Source organism: Shewanella dokdonensis, from assembly GCF_018394335.1.
GTDB lineage: Bacteria > Pseudomonadota > Gammaproteobacteria > Enterobacterales > Shewanellaceae > Shewanella > Shewanella dokdonensis.
The window spans coordinates 2,309,328-2,323,712 of the sequence record NZ_CP074572.1; the positions used below are offsets into that span (position 1 = coordinate 2,309,328).

Here is a 14,385-nt window from a genome sequence, read left to right on the forward strand (position 1 = left end):
CATGAGCAAACTTATTTTTATTCTGCCTTTGCTTGCGGTGACGCTGGCGGCCTGTCAGACCACACGTCCGGCACCAGAAGCTTCTCGCTCGGCTCTGCGGGAATCTTTACAACCGGCAACGGCGAAACCTGTGCCACCCGCAGCGCCCTTGCCGCAGCAGTTACAACAAGAATTGACAGGAAATAATCTGCTCAGTGGCCTTGATACCCAAGTGGCGGCGGAACGTCGTTTCAACGTGTCTGCGCACGATGTGGATGCCAAAGTATTTTTTGCCAGCTTAGTTGAAGGAACACCACTCAGTGTTGCGGTGCACCCTAATGTTAGCGGCACCATTTCCTTATCGTTGAAAGGAGTCACGCTCAGTGAAGTGCTGAAAGTCGTGCAGGATATCTACGGCTATGAAATCAGCCGCGATGGCAAAGTGCTACAGGTGTTCCCGGCGGGCATGCGCACTGAAACCTTCCCGGTGAATTATCTGGATATGGAACGGGTGGGGTTGTCGTTGACTTCGGTCAGTTCTGGCCGTATCAGTGATGGCAACAACAATAATAACAATAACCAAAATAACCGAACAGGAAACAGCTCGTTTTCGTCCAAGTTTGATTCATCAGGTTATAGCAATAACCGTGATAGCAATAGCCGCAGCAACAGCACTAATGGCACTTTTATCAGTTCCGAAACCAAAACTGACTTCTGGACGCAACTGCAAAAGACTCTTGAAGCTATTGTCGGGTCGGGTGATGGTCGTGGCGTTGTGGTCAGCCCGCAGGCCGGACTGGTAACTATACGCGCCTATCCCGATGAATTACGCCAGATCCATAGCTTCTTGAAACAATCGGAAGATCATCTGCAACGCCAGGTGATCCTAGAAGCGAAAATCTTGGAAGTGCGACTGTCTGATGGCTACCAACAAGGGATCCAGTGGCAGAATGTGCTCGGCAGTGCTTTAGCGCATGGCAACACCTCTGTAAGTTTCAATACCAGCCCTGGACAGTTTAGTGACACTATCAGTCAGTCATTGGGCGGTGTGACCTCTTTGTCATTAACGGGGTCGGATTTCTCGGCGCTGATCAGCTTGCTCGATACGCAAGGCGATGTAGACGTATTGTCTAGCCCAAGGGTGACAGCTTCCAACAATCAAAAGGCGGTGATTAAAGTCGGTACCGATGAATACTATGTCACCGATGTTTCTTCTACTACCGTAGCCAGCTCTGCCACATCCGTCACCACGCCAGATGTGCAGTTAACCCCGTTTTTCTCGGGCATTGCGCTGGACGTGACCCCTCAGATTGATGATAACGGCAATGTATTACTGCATGTTCACCCCTCAGTCACCGAGGTGAATGACCAGCAAAAGAGTATCCAAGTGGGCGATTCAACGCTGGATCTGCCATTAGCTCAGAGTCAGATCCGTGAGTCTGACACTGTCATTCGCGCTAAATCAGGTGATGTGGTGGTGATTGGCGGCCTGATGAAAAGTGATACCTCAGAGAAAGTCTCCAAAGTGCCGTTATTGGGCGATGTGCCCCTTTTAGGACAACTGTTTACCAACAAGGTTAAAGCGGTGCAGAAAACCGAACTGGTGATCTTGCTAAAACCAACTGTGGTAGAAGGTGATACCTGGAAACAGGAATTAAAGCGTTCACAATCCCTGCTGGATCGCTGGTATCCGCAGAGTAACTAACAGGCCAGAGGTGCCATGTATCTGCAGCATTTTGGTATGCGTAGCATGCCGTTTGCACTGACGCCGAACACCGAGTTTTTTCGGACTGCCGCCGCATGTTGAGGCGCTGCAAGTGCTGCAAGTGGCGTTGCAGACCGGTGAAGGTTTTATCAAAGTTACTGGCGAAGTGGGCACCGGCAAGACCTTAATCTGCCGCAAACTGCTTAACGAATTGTCGGCGCAGTTTGTCTGTGCTTGGTTGCCTAATCCCTACCTGACTCCGGCGGAGTTGCGAGTCGCGGTCGCCGAGGAATTAGGGATTTCATTGCCGCAGAGTTGTGACCAACAGCATTTAACCGGGCTTATTCAACAGCGATTGTTGCAGCTCAGTGCGGAAGATAAGCAGATAGTGCTGCTACTGGATGAGGCAGGCGCTGCCTGATGATAGTTTGGAGGCATTACGGCTGTTTACCAATCTGGAAACCGAACAGCGCAAGTTAGTGCAGGTGGTATTGTTTGGGCAGCCTGAACTGGATCAGCGTTTGGCGCAAAAACAGTTTCGACAGTTGCGCCAACGTATCACCTTTAGCTATCAGTTGCGGCCACTACAGGGGGCAGAAGTCGGCGCCTATTTGCGACACCGTTTAGCGGTATCGGGTTATCAAGGTGCCCCGTTGTTCAGCGTCTCCATGATTAAAAAACTGACCAAAGCATCCCGAGGTATTCCAAGATTGATCAACATTCTTGCCCATAAAGCACTGTTGCTGAGTTATGGCGAGGGGCTTGCCAAGGTGACCAATAAACAGTTGCGGGCGGCCATTGCCGATACCGAGGATGCTTCACCACTGAACAGCCATCGTTGGTTGTGGACGGGGGCGTTGTTACTGGTATCGCTGGCAGTGGTTGGATATATAAAAGGAGTGTCCTGGTGAGCGTTGTCAATCAGATGCTAAAAGATCTCGACAAGCGCCAGCAACCGCATGCCTTGTCTGGCGTGCCACAACATACCGCAGTGCCGCTCTCAGCATCACAGCCCTGGCGGTTACTCTGGTTAGGACTTATCGCTGGTGTGCTGCTAGTCGCCGTGGGCATTTATGGTTGGACCATCTTTAACAACCGTCCTCATGCCGGCACTGTTTCACCGTCAGCGCCACAAATGTCAGCACTGCCAACGCCAGCGGTGGCGGCTGCAAGCGCGACCGAAACTCAGACAGTTGCCGCGCCAACCGTTACAACGGAAACTCCTCAAGCAGCACTAGCACCAACAACGGTTACTCAAGAAACGGCAGCGCAGCCAACAGCGACTGCTGTGCCTATAACGACTCATGTAGATGCGGCATCACGCCCGTCTTCTGCTGTTGCTGCGCCCACCATAACTCCTGAGGTTGCGGTAGCCGCAGAGTTGCCAAAAGCTAACCGCCAAACCGCGAGTGATACAGACGGTAATCCGCAAACCGCAGTAGCAGACGCTCGCAAACCCAGTATTAACGCTGCCGCAGTCAAACCAACAGAGACAGCAACTACCGGCAAGATGCAGATCACTGAAGTCAAGTTGACGCCGGAACAACTGGCGCAGCGGCAATATCAGGCCGGCATGAATGCCCAGCAAAACGGTGATATGGCTACCGCAGTTGCCGCCTTGCAGCGGGCGCTGGAGTTGTATCCGGCATTGCATTCCGCTCGTACACAGTTAGCGGCGCTTTATTACGGTGCCGGACAGTTAACCGATGCTGCCGCCTTGCTGCAAAACGGAGTTAATCATTATCCCTCACAGCAGCAGTTTTGGTTGCTGCTGGGTCGCGTACAACTGGCGCAGGGCAAATCTGCCGAGGCACAGGCCAGTTTGCAACATATTGCTGATACGTCCGAGTTGGCCACCGATAAATGGCTAACCTTGGCTAAACTTGGGCAGCAGAACAGTGACTGGGTGTTAATGCAGCAGAGCTATCAGAAACTGGTTGCCTCGGCTGCCAATGATGGCCGCTGGTGGCTGGGCTTGGCACATGCGCAGGACGCCGCTAGCGACTATCCGGCCGCGCTGGCGTCATACCGTCAGGCATTGCAACGCGACAACCTGTCGCTAGATGCCCGCGCTTATATTGAAAACCGAATTGCCCAGATAGGAGACCGTCAGTGAAGCCTAAGCTGAAAATGCGCCTTGGTGACCTGTTGGTTCAAGAACAGATCATCTCAGAACAGCAGTTGCTCAACGCTTTGGCAGAGCAGAAAAAACCGGTCGCAAGCTGGGGCGTACACTGATTGATATGACCTATATCTCCGAGGATCAACTGCTCCAGTTTTTGTCGCAGCAGCTGAATATTCCTTTAGTTGATATCAGTCGCCGGGCGATCCCGCCGGAAGTGGTCAACCTGCTGACCGAAACCCAAGCTCGGCGTTTCCGCGCCTTAGTTATCAGCGCCAGCGGTGACAGTGTGCAAGTGGCAATGAGTGATCCGGCCGATTTGCAGGCATTGGATGAACTGGAAATACTGCTGGCGCCGCGGCGGCTGGAACTGGTGGTGGTTAAGGAACAACAGCTATTTGATGCCTTTGACAACCTTTACCGTCTTACCGGACATATCGCTGAAATGGCCGGACAGTTGGAAGAGGAATATGCCGCCGATGAGCAGTTTGACCTTGCCAGCCTGACGCAGGGTGACAGTGACAACGAAACCACTGTCGTCAGATTGTTACAGACCATTTTTGAAGATGCGGTGCAGGTTCGCGCCTCAGACATTCACATCGAACCGGGTGACAAATCGCTGCGTATCCGCCAACGGGTGGATGGCTTGTTGCAGGAAACCGTACTCAAGGAAGTCAATATCGCATCAGCGTTGGTGCTGCGTCTGAAACTCATGGCCGGGCTGGATATTTCTGAAAAACGCTTGCCGCAGGATGGCCGTTTTCACATTGAAGTCAAAGGCCATCAAATCGATGTGCGTATGTCCACCATGCCCATTTATCACGGTGAATCTGTGGTGATGCGTTTGCTGGATCAATCCGCTGGCTTGCTAACATTAAATGAAACCGGGATGCCGCCGTATATTCTTAATCGGGTTCGGCGGCAGATAAAACGGCCACACGGCATGCTGCTGGTGACCGGCCCGACCGGTAGCGGTAAAACTACCACGCTGTATGGCATTCTGAGTGAGCTGAACAAGGCCGAGAGCAAGATCATCACAGTGGAAGATCCGGTGGAATACCAGTTGCCACGTATCAACCAGGTACAAGTTAACCATAAAATTGGCCTCGATTTTTCTAACGTACTGCGCACTACGTTGCGTCAAGACCCCGACATTATCATGGTGGGGGAAATGCGTGACCAGGAAACCGTGGAAATTGGCCTGCGTGGGGCACTGACTGGTCACTTCGTCCTCTCTACCTTGCATACCAATGACGCCATCACCAGTGCCTTGCGACTGCTGGATATGGGCGCTGCCAGCTATCTGGTGGCCAGTGCTTTGCGGGTGATTATTGCACAGCGGCTGGTGCGCCGCGTCTGTAAAAACTGTGCGGTTCCTTATCAGCCAACAGCCCAGGAACACGCCTGGTTAGCCAGTGTCAGTCAGCAGGATTTCAGTCAAGCCACATTCCGCGTGGGTACTGGTTGCCAGAGTTGTGCTGGCACTGGGTATCGCGGTCGTATCGGGGTGTTTGAGCTGCTGGAGCTGGACGAGGCGATGATTGATGCCATGCGCATTGGCAACCCTCAGGCTTTTGCGGAAGCCGCCAAGGCCAGCCAGTTATTTACCCCTTTGTTGGTTTCTGCTCTGACTTACCTGCAACAGGGGCTCACTACCATCGAGGAAGTGGCCAAGCTGGTGGAAGATGTCTCCGAAAGTCCGCAGTCGTTATCGCAACAGCTGCAAGCACGGGATGAGGCACACTGATGGCGCTATATGAATATCGCGGACGCGATGGCAGCGGGGTGGCGGTCAATGGCACATTGGAAGCAACATCCGAGAGTGCGGCTGCCGATATGCTGTTGGCAAGGGCGGTTATTCCATTGCAGTTACGCGAAATCAAACCGCGACAACAGTTGGATTTATCTAGCCTGTTAAAGCGCAAAGTCCGGCTGGATGAACTACAAATTTTTACCCGGCAAATGTATTCGCTGACCCGCAGCGGTATCCCAATACTGCGGGCTATTGCTGGACTGTCGGAAACCACCCATTCACAGCGAATGAAAGAAGCGCTGCAAGATGTTTCTGAGCAACTTACTGCCGGGCATACCCTGTCGTCAGCGATGAACCATCACCCTGATGTGTTTGACGCCTTGTTTGTCTCTATGGTGCATGTTGGGGAAAACACCGGCAAACTGGAAGACGCCTTTATGCAACTGTCGGTGTATCTCGAGCGGGAGCAGGAGACACGGCGACGGATTAAATCGGCAATGCGTTACCCAACTTTTGTGTTGATCGCGGTCGCGTTGGCGATGGTGATCCTCAATATTATGGTGATCCCCAAATTTGCTGATATGTTTGCCCGTTTTCACGCCGAACTGCCGTTACCCACCCGCATTTTGATCGGTACTTCCAACTTGTTTGTGAATTACTGGCCGCTGATGCTATTTGCGCTGCTGCTGGCAATTGTGGGGATCCGCTACTGGCACCGCACCGAAAAAGGCGAGAAGCAATGGGATCAGTGGAAGCTGCATATCCCGGCAGTGGGTTCCATTATCGAACGTTCCACCTTGGCGCGTTACTGCCGTAGTTTTGCCATGATGCTGAGTGCCGGGGTGCCCATGACACAGGCGTTGAGTCTAGTGGCCGATGCGGTGGATAACAGTTATATGCACGACAAGATTGTTGATATGCGGCGCGGCATTGAAGCTGGCGAGTCGATGTTGCGGGTCTCTAACACCAGCCATCTGTTCACCCCGTTGGTATTACAGATGGTGGCGGTCGGGGAAGAAACGGGGCAGATAGACCAATTGTTGAATGATGCCGCCGATTTTTATGAAGGTGAAGTGGATTTCGATTTGAAGAATCTCACCGCCAAGCTGGAACCGATTCTTATCGGTTTTGTGGCGGCCATTGTATTGGTGCTGGCGCTGGGGATCTACCTGCCGATGTGGGATATGCTCAGTGTGGTCAAGGGCGGCCGATAATGGCAGCGCAGCGCAGTGCCGATGACAGCCTGATGTCGATATATCGCCAGCTTATTGCCTTGGCGCTGTTGTTGTTACTCCTGGGGATTATCGGTATCCGCTACTTTAATGGCTTGCAGCAAGTGGCAGACAACAGTTTACAGCTGGAGCATAACCGTTTACTGAATGTGTTAGCCATGGTGCGCTCACAGTGGCTCAGCCAGGGCAAACCCTCCACCTTACTGGCTGACTGGCAACTGTCAGGAGTGCCTCAGCAAGATGCACTGTTGATGGATAAGGGCGGCTGGCCGTTGCCTGCGACCTTTGATGCCGCGGGTTGCCAGCAACTCTGGCAACAGCTATTAGGAGCTTCGGTGGCGCAGGCTGGTATTACGGTGAGTTATCAGACGGATGCACAGCAGTGCGATTATCAGAGCAGTTCTGGGCCAAGTATCCGCTACCAGTTGCGTAACGGTAGAGTCATTTTTTTGACTGCCAAAGCAGAACAATGAGGCAAATAGCCATATAGTTGTTAAGATCGACTTTCCTGATGAGAGGAGTGTTAGATGAAGCGGAATGTGCAGGGGTTTTCATTAATTGAACTGGTGATCGTGATTGTGATCTTGGGACTATTGGCTGCAACCGCCATTCCTAGATTTCTTAATGTCACCGATGATGCGGAAAATGCCAGTCTTGAAGGGGTCACTGGCGGTTTGGCTACTGCGGTAGCTTTTGTGCGATCACAATGGGAAGTGGATGGTCGCAACAACACTAATGTCACGCTGGACGGCACTACCGTGTCCCTAGACAGCCGCTTCGGTTATCCCACTGGCTTGACCAATACTTCGGCTACTGGCATGACCAGCGCCAGTTGCCAAGAAGTGTTTAACAATGTATTGCAAAGCGCACCTAAGAATGTGCGTGTGACTCAGGATGCCAGAACCCAGCGCTATGTGGTGCAGGTTATCAGTGGTGGCGGTGGCAGTGCTACCGCAATCAATGGCACAGTGGTCAATAATCTGGATCTGTGTGTGTTTTACCAAGTGTCTTCGCTAGTGCTTAATCAGACAAATGGTGTTCCAAGTCCTACACCGGATATAAACACCTCTGGTGTTAAAGGCATTACCTATAATCCGGGTACCGGTCAGGTATTGAGTTTTACCAATTAACTTTTATTACAAACGTTTAAGGGATGTTTTTATATGAGAAAGCAACAAGGTTTTACACTGATCGAACTGGTGGTGGTGATCATCATTCTGGGGATCTTGGCAGTGGTGGCGGCACCTAAGTTTTTGAATTTGCAGTCAGATGCCCGCGTCTCCGCCTTGCAGGGATTAAAAGGCGCGATTCAGGGGGCTAACTCACTGGTGTATTCAAAAGCTGCGTTGGCTGGGAAAGAAAAATTAGGTAAATCGACAATTAAAGACAACCAAGATCAGACAATAGACATTGTGTATGGTTATTTACCTGCAACTATCGATGGATTAAAGAAAGGTGCTGACATAGATCTAGGTGCAGGTTCAGGACCTACTGCTGGGGTTACAAATGACTGGATTATAAATGTTACGGCCGGTACCGATGATACCGCTGGTACAGCAACAATATGGCAGAAGGGCGCTCCAGCTGATGCAGACGGTAATACTTGCAGTGCTACATACACTGAAGCGACAAGTAAAAGTCTGCCTTCTGTGGTAGTTGTTACTACAGGTTGCTAATAATAGGAGGATTGGTCGCCTTGGGTTCTGAATTAAATGTACAGGTGATTTTTCCTCTTGTTTTAAGAACCCGGTTAAATAAGGGCTTCACGCTAGTTGAGCTGGTAGTCACCATCCTACTGCTGGCAATCTTGTCAGTGGTAGTGTTGCCCAAGCTTATCGGCGCTGGTTCGTTCAGCGCCTACGCTTTGCAGCAGCAATTTATCAGTGAGTTACGGCGGGTGCAGATGCTTGCCGTGAACAATCCCGATCGTTGTTATTGGCTGCAGGTTAATGACAAGGGTTATCGGGTTGATCATCTAGAAAGTGATTGTAATAGTGAGCCCAAAGATGAGGCTCAGGTGCCCTCTAACGGTAACACTCAACTTTTCCCGCGTTACTCACACCTTGAATTTCACAATAATGCGACCTTTTCCATCCAGTTTGATAGCGATGGTCGTAGTATCTTTTTCCCCGGAAGCCTAAGCTGTAGCGGCGCCTGTTTGCAGGTGATTGCGGATGAAACGCTGGGGATTGCCATTGAGTCTGAGGGCTATATCCATGAAGGCTGAGCGGCAAGGCTTCACATTGATTGAGCTGGTCATCGGCATGTTGGTGTTGAGTATTGCGATGGTGTTACTGACTAGCGTGCTGTTTCCGCAGAGTGACCGCGCGGCCGCCACCTTGCAACGAGTGCGTGCCAGCGAACTGGCAGGTTCAGTACTGAATGAAATCTGGGGTAAAACCTATGATAAAAATACTGGCTTCGGCGGTGTGCCAGCGTGCGGTAGCCGGGCTGATAATCCTTGTTCCATCAGTCATACAGTAAAGAATCGCGATAATTACAATATTGTGGATGATTATGATGGTCTGAACGAAAATTCAGAGATGCTTAACAGCGGTCAGACTTATCACGATACCTACCCAGGCTATGGCTTGGTTGTCAACATCAGCAGTGATGATCCGAAAATCAGTAAGCTGATTACCATCACAGTCACAACGCCCGCAGGCGAAGCTATCCAGTTTAATGCGCTCAGGAGTAACTACTGATGCGTCGGCACATGGGGTTTACGCTGGTGGAACTGGTTACCGTGATTATTATTCTCGGTATTCTTGCGGTGGGTGTTAGTAGTTTTCTTATCTTTGGCACCCGTATTTTTATGGATTCCAGCGCGGTGGATCGCATCATCGGCAGCAGCCGTTTTGTTATGAGTCGGCTCACCCGTGAACTGCAAAATACTGTGCCGGGGAGTGTTCGCCTAGCCGACAGTGGCAATTTGCAATGCTTAGAGTTTTTGCCTGTGAGTGTTTCTGGCAGTTATCTATCGCTGCCAATGGCGCCGGATACTACGGCTGACCGTATGCAGGTTTTTACACCGCCAACCTCTTTGCAAAATGGCATGCAACTGCTGGTGTATCCGCTGTCTACGGCTGACGTTTATACGGTTGCCAATCATAAACGTTATAATATCAAGAACGCCTCCACCACAGGTGATACCACTGAAATCGTGTTTGATAGTTCAGTTGCCTTTGCTGAAGAGTCTCCTGGCCGTCGCTGGTATGCCGCTTGGCAACCTGTCAGCTACTGTTTTTTTGCCAGCGGTCAGATCCGTCGTTATAGCAATTATGGTTATCAGGCGTTACAGCCATTGCCACCGGCGGCAACCGGAGTGCTCATGGCAGAAGATCTCAGTAATGATTTTTTAGCAGAGTTACCGTTAGCGCTGACACCTCCGAGCCTGACTAACAATGCCATTGTGCAGTTACGTCCTAGATTCAGTATCCTAGGCGAGTCTTTCACTTATCAGCACCAGGTGCAGGTGTTTAATGTGCCTTAGTCCGAACCCCATTCAGCCACGTCGACAACAACAGGGCAGTGCCTTGGTGATTGCTATTTTTGTCATTGTGATGATGTCATTTTTAGCGGTAGCCTTGCTGCGCATGGGCAATAACGCTGATGAAGATGTTAACTTGGAAGTATGGAGTCTGCGGGCTTTCGCCGCAGCCAATAGCGGCGCTGATGCCGCCTTGGCACAGTTATTCCCACTCAATGGCAGTGTCGCAACATGTGCGTCGAGTTCTATTTGGACACCGCCAGATAAACCCGGTTTTCACGGTTGTAGCGTATCTCTGAGTTGCGTCAGCCAAACCGCCAATGATGTCACTCAATATATTGTGCGCAGCACTGCTGTGTGTGAAACGGGTGATTGTAGTAGTGGCGATAGTGAGCAGTGTTTGCGTGTCAGTCGTAGCGTGGAGGTTGAAGCCCGTGAATAGTCTGCTGGGTATCACTAGTTCGTCACGAGTGCATAAATGGCCGAGGCTAATTGCTGTTATGTTATGGCTAATGACATCGCTTCCGGCATTGGCGGCAATTGACTGTAATAGTGTGTTTCCCGGCCCGGCGCAGAGCCATGATGCGCAGGGAACCTTATACATGCAGTCGAGTTCCAAGATTGAAGGCTATAACCAGCCGGATGTCTGCTTTGTGAATGTCAAACATTATGACTCTGAGATGAGTAATACCGCCTGCGGTGTCAGTAAGTGCGAGGTGACTCACTCACCCAGTAATGTCCGCAATCAGGTGAGTTTTTTACAATCTAATGATCCTTATAGCTACACCGTGTCTCCTTGGACCGACACCCCAGTCACCTTCGGCCAAAATTTTTGGTACGGCTATGCGGTAAGTAGTAGTCGCTGGGATGTGGGACGGGTTGTTATTAATTATGGGAGCGCTAGCTTTTCTGATAGTTATGATACCTATGTAATTCGCGGTTTGACTTTTTATAACGATAGCAAGTTAACGTTACTGGCAGGCAAAACCTACATTATTGACGGTACGCTGAATATAAACTCGGGTGCTATCAGTGTTGTTGGTAGCGGCTCTACCAAGTTGTATATCAATGGTGATTACCGTTCGGATGGTGCCTCAACTCTGTCTGGGGATAGTGCCTTGGATGTTTATGTCTCTGGCAACATGACCATGACCAGCACTAGCCAAACTCAGGGTAGTTTTTATGTGGAAGGCGATGTGACACTGGAAAACAACTCTATTATCACCGGACAGGTCAGTGCCAGAAACGTCAATATTAAATCGGGCAGTAAAATTATTTATGCAGGATCTTCACCAGTAACGCCGCTCACGTGTTTTACCGATAATTTTACCAGTAACACACTAGGTGACAATTGGGTGGCTGCTCGCAGTAGTGGTAATTTCATCCCCTCTATTGTGAATCAGCGTCTGCGATTAACGCAAAATATCGTTAACCAAGCCACTTCAGCAACATATCAGCGGTTATTCCCCGGTGATGACAATCTCGTCACCATTGAATTCAACCATTATGCGTACGGTGGCAGTGGTGCTGACGGTATGGCAATTGTGGTGTCTGATGCACATGTAACACCGCAACCCGGCGCGTTTGGTGGCCCGTTGGGGTACGGTTTTAAGCCGGGTATTCCAGGTTTTGCGGGTGGTTGGTTAGGGATCGGTCTGGATGAATACGGCAATTACTCGGCCGAAGGTGGCTCAACCAATGTGGGCTCGCGTCGGCAGTCGGTGGTGATCCGTGGTTCTGGTAGTGGCACCTCTGGCTATCGCTACTTGCGCGGTACTTGTAACAATGGCGCCTATAACACAGGTACTAACTGCCTGTCTCCTGCCATCGATGGCAACAGTAATGGCAATTATCGCTATCGTATTACTATCGACTCGCGAGTTGCTGGCGGTTCTGTGGTTAAAGTTGAACGTAATACTGGCAACGGTTACAACACGTTGATTGATTCGTTCAATGTCAATTCACAGTCGGGACAGAGTGCCGCCCCGGATAATTTCCTGTTATCACTGACGGGGTCTACTGGCAGTTTGACCAATATTCACGAACTGGGCAGTTTACAAATTTGTGCGCTGAAATCCTCACCAGTTGACACGCTTATCGATCATTTCGAGTTTGATTACTCGGGAACTCCGCTTACGTGTAATCCTCAGACTCTGACGCTAAAAGCCTGTGCCAATGCTGATTGCAGCCAGTTGTATACTGGCACGGTGACAGCCACATTAACGCCAACCAGTAATGCAACAGGAGGCTGGAACGGTGGCAATGTGGTGAGTTTCACTGGCGGCAGTACCACGGTGGACTTAGCACACACACAAGTGGGAAATGTCACTGTAGGCGTGCTGGGATCTGAGCCTTTAACGAAAGCGTTTAGTCAAACATTATGCCGTAAGGGCAGTGGTGCATTGAGCGCCGCCGCGTGCACTCTTACATTTGCTGACAGCGGTTTTATGCTGGATATTCCTGATAAGTTGGCCGGAAAGCCAGTAAGTAATGTTTTACTCAAGGCTGTAAAAAGCGATGGTAGTGCCCAATGCGTTCCTGCGTTTGCCAATGTGACTCGGCAGGTGAACTTCTGGAGTCAGTACCTTTCTGAAGTTATTGCAAGTCCTTATAGCGTACAGTTAAGGCCTTCGGGACAAACCAGTTGGACCAATATCGGCAATGAAGAAAGTGGCGCTAAAACATTTGCATTGGCTTTCGATAACCAAGGACAAGCCCGCATAGATGTTAATTATGCGGACGCTGGTAAAGTTGAACTTGATGTCCGTTACAGCGGTTCTGCTAGTAGTAATGACCAAGGGCTGGTGATGGATGGTGCTGGCAGTTTTGTCAGTTTCCCTGTGGGCTTATGTGTCACGCCCAAAGATGACATCCAGTGTAGCGCTAATAACTATGCGGCTTGCAGCGGGTATAAAAAAGCGGGCGATTCCTTTAGTTTACGGGTACGAGCCAAAGCTTGGAGCGCTGACAACGATCCTGACATCTGCGATAACCCAGATACGCCCTCCTTTGCTATGAATGGTATCACCATGGCGCACGAGCTGTTGGCCCCAATAAATGGTAATCCCGGAGAATTAGGAACCAAGCAGTTTCGTCAGCAAATAGGCACTGACGGCACCTTAGTGGAGCAGAGTGTTAGTGAAGTGGGGATTTTTGGTTTTGATGCCTCCACAGAGTTACCGTATGAAGGGAGTTCAGCATTTAAGATCCCGGCGGGTAATAAGGCCCGAGTCGGCCGATTTTATCCGGCCGCGTTTACGGTGGAAAACGCTACCCTTACCGAAGGTTGCGGTAGTTTTACCTATATGGATCAGCAGGTTAATGTAACAAAACTGGTGATGAATGCCGTCAACACTGCATCACAGATAACCTTGAACTATCACGGCGAATTCGCTAAAGGAATTGCCTCCTGGCAAGCGGAAAATAGCGGTACAGATTTATCGGCCAGAATGAGCGAGTTTAGCGGTAGTTGGGATCATGGGCAGATCATTCTCAACAATGGCACGCTCAGTTTTCAGCGATTGGCACCTACAAACGTGGATGGGCCGTTTCCGGTACTAGCCGTCGGCGTGGTGGCTGTAGATCCAGATGCGATACCCATGATGCGAGACAGCGAGCACATGATGCCAACTTTAGCCGCGGTCAAACTGGGGAATCTCAACATGCGCCATGGCCGCATAGTGCTAGCCAATACCTATGGGCCGGAAAACCAGCAATTGTTAATGCCGGGGCAGGCGCAGTATTGGAACGGTAGTCATTGGCAACTGAATAGCGATGACAGTTGTAGCCTGGTAACTCCCGCACTACAGACTCAGGTAGATGACAGCGCTTTAGGTTATGTGTTTGATCCCGCGTTGGCGAATGGTCAGAGTATCCAGCGTGCAGGCGACGGCAAACTCAGTCATGGCGAATTGCAATTGCTGTGGCGCGCTGATGGTGGTTATCAAGGCAAAGTCACCGCTCCGCTGGCGGTGCCCGATTGGCTCAAGTGGTATTGGGACTGGAACGGCAATAACAGTGAGTTGCTTGACCCGCGTGCCAGTGCTTACTTTGGCCGTTACCGCGGTAATGACCGTATTATTAACTGGCGCGAGGTACGCTGAT

11 protein-coding genes and 2 pseudogenes are annotated in these 14,385 nt (G+C 50.7%); all 13 read left to right on the top strand.

What is annotated here, in order from left to right; genetic code table 11:
- Position 1 precedes the first annotated feature (1 nt).
- The 13 genes and pseudogenes from mshL (at position 2) to KHX94_RS11175 (ending at position 14,384) form a co-directional block, all read left to right on the top strand.
- Positions 2-1,684: a pilus (MSHA type) biogenesis protein MshL gene (gene mshL, locus KHX94_RS11115; RefSeq protein WP_213680688.1), complete on the top strand. Its 1,683-nt coding sequence runs from the start codon at positions 2-4 to the stop codon at positions 1,682-1,684.
- A gap of 15 nt (positions 1,685-1,699) precedes the next feature.
- Positions 1,700-2,595, top strand: a pseudogene (locus KHX94_RS11120) (ExeA family protein).
- Positions 2,592-3,800, top strand: a complete 1,209-nt coding sequence (locus tag KHX94_RS11125) for a tetratricopeptide repeat protein (protein WP_213680689.1) — start codon at positions 2,592-2,594, stop codon at positions 3,798-3,800. Before KHX94_RS11120 ends, KHX94_RS11125 begins: the two are co-directional and overlap by 4 nt.
- Positions 3,797-5,553, top strand: a pseudogene (locus KHX94_RS11130) (GspE/PulE family protein). The gene KHX94_RS11125 and the pseudogene KHX94_RS11130 overlap by 4 nt, the downstream one beginning before the upstream one ends.
- A complete protein-coding gene (locus KHX94_RS11135; protein ID WP_213680690.1) occupies positions 5,553-6,773 on the top strand; it encodes a type II secretion system F family protein in 1,221 nt (406 codons plus the stop codon). The pseudogene KHX94_RS11130 and the gene KHX94_RS11135 overlap by 1 nt, the downstream one beginning before the upstream one ends.
- Positions 6,773-7,264: an MSHA biogenesis protein MshF gene (locus tag KHX94_RS11140; protein WP_213680691.1), complete on the top strand. Its 492-nt coding sequence runs from the start codon at positions 6,773-6,775 to the stop codon at positions 7,262-7,264. The genes KHX94_RS11135 and KHX94_RS11140 overlap by 1 nt, the downstream gene beginning before the upstream one ends.
- Before the next feature lie 54 nt (positions 7,265-7,318).
- Complete coding sequence (locus KHX94_RS11145; protein ID WP_213680692.1) at positions 7,319-7,921, top strand: pilus assembly FimT family protein; 603 nt, start codon at positions 7,319-7,321, stop codon at positions 7,919-7,921.
- A 33-nt stretch (positions 7,922-7,954) separates the two neighbouring features.
- The gene (locus KHX94_RS11150) at positions 7,955-8,467 is read left to right on the top strand and encodes a prepilin-type N-terminal cleavage/methylation domain-containing protein (protein ID WP_213680693.1); all 513 of its coding nucleotides are present in this window, start codon (positions 7,955-7,957) and stop codon (positions 8,465-8,467) included.
- 20 nt (positions 8,468-8,487) lie between these two features.
- The gene (locus tag KHX94_RS11155) at positions 8,488-9,018 is read left to right on the top strand and encodes a prepilin-type N-terminal cleavage/methylation domain-containing protein (protein ID WP_244859112.1); all 531 of its coding nucleotides are present in this window, start codon (positions 8,488-8,490) and stop codon (positions 9,016-9,018) included.
- Positions 9,008-9,496 carry a type II secretion system protein gene (locus tag KHX94_RS11160; protein WP_244859113.1) on the top strand — a complete coding sequence of 163 codons (489 nt, stop codon included), beginning with the start codon at positions 9,008-9,010 and terminating at the stop codon, positions 9,494-9,496. Before KHX94_RS11155 ends, KHX94_RS11160 begins: the two co-directional genes overlap by 11 nt.
- A complete protein-coding gene (locus KHX94_RS11165; RefSeq protein WP_213680695.1) occupies positions 9,496-10,284 on the top strand; it encodes a PilW family protein in 789 nt (262 codons plus the stop codon). Before KHX94_RS11160 ends, KHX94_RS11165 begins: the two co-directional genes overlap by 1 nt.
- A complete protein-coding gene (locus tag KHX94_RS11170; protein WP_213680696.1) occupies positions 10,274-10,723 on the top strand; it encodes an MSHA biogenesis protein MshP in 450 nt (149 codons plus the stop codon). Before KHX94_RS11165 ends, KHX94_RS11170 begins: the two co-directional genes overlap by 11 nt.
- Positions 10,724-10,781: 58 nt before the next feature.
- Positions 10,782-14,384: a DUF6701 domain-containing protein gene (locus KHX94_RS11175; protein ID WP_213680697.1), complete on the top strand. Its 3,603-nt coding sequence runs from the start codon at positions 10,782-10,784 to the stop codon at positions 14,382-14,384.
- The last annotated feature ends 1 nt before the right edge of the window (position 14,385 follow it).

What these genes read in the sequence shown, in the direction of transcription:
- KHX94_RS11135 (WP_213680690.1), top strand. Translation starts at nt 5,553, where the DNA reads ATGGCGCTATATGAATATCGCGGACGCGATGGCAGCGGGGTGGCGGTC.
- KHX94_RS11150 (WP_213680693.1), top strand. Translation starts at nt 7,955, where the DNA reads ATGAGAAAGCAACAAGGTTTTACACTGATCGAACTGGTGGTGGTGATC.
- KHX94_RS11170 (WP_213680696.1), top strand. Translation starts at nt 10,274, where the DNA reads ATGTGCCTTAGTCCGAACCCCATTCAGCCACGTCGACAACAACAGGGC.
- KHX94_RS11160 (WP_244859113.1), top strand. Translation starts at nt 9,008, where the DNA reads ATGAAGGCTGAGCGGCAAGGCTTCACATTGATTGAGCTGGTCATCGGC.
- KHX94_RS11145 (WP_213680692.1), top strand. Translation starts at nt 7,319, where the DNA reads ATGAAGCGGAATGTGCAGGGGTTTTCATTAATTGAACTGGTGATCGTG.
- KHX94_RS11175 (WP_213680697.1), top strand. Translation starts at nt 10,782, where the DNA reads ATGTTATGGCTAATGACATCGCTTCCGGCATTGGCGGCAATTGACTGT.
- mshL (WP_213680688.1), top strand. Translation starts at nt 2, where the DNA reads ATGAGCAAACTTATTTTTATTCTGCCTTTGCTTGCGGTGACGCTGGCG.
- KHX94_RS11165 (WP_213680695.1), top strand. Translation starts at nt 9,496, where the DNA reads ATGCGTCGGCACATGGGGTTTACGCTGGTGGAACTGGTTACCGTGATT.
- KHX94_RS11140 (WP_213680691.1), top strand. Translation starts at nt 6,773, where the DNA reads ATGGCAGCGCAGCGCAGTGCCGATGACAGCCTGATGTCGATATATCGC.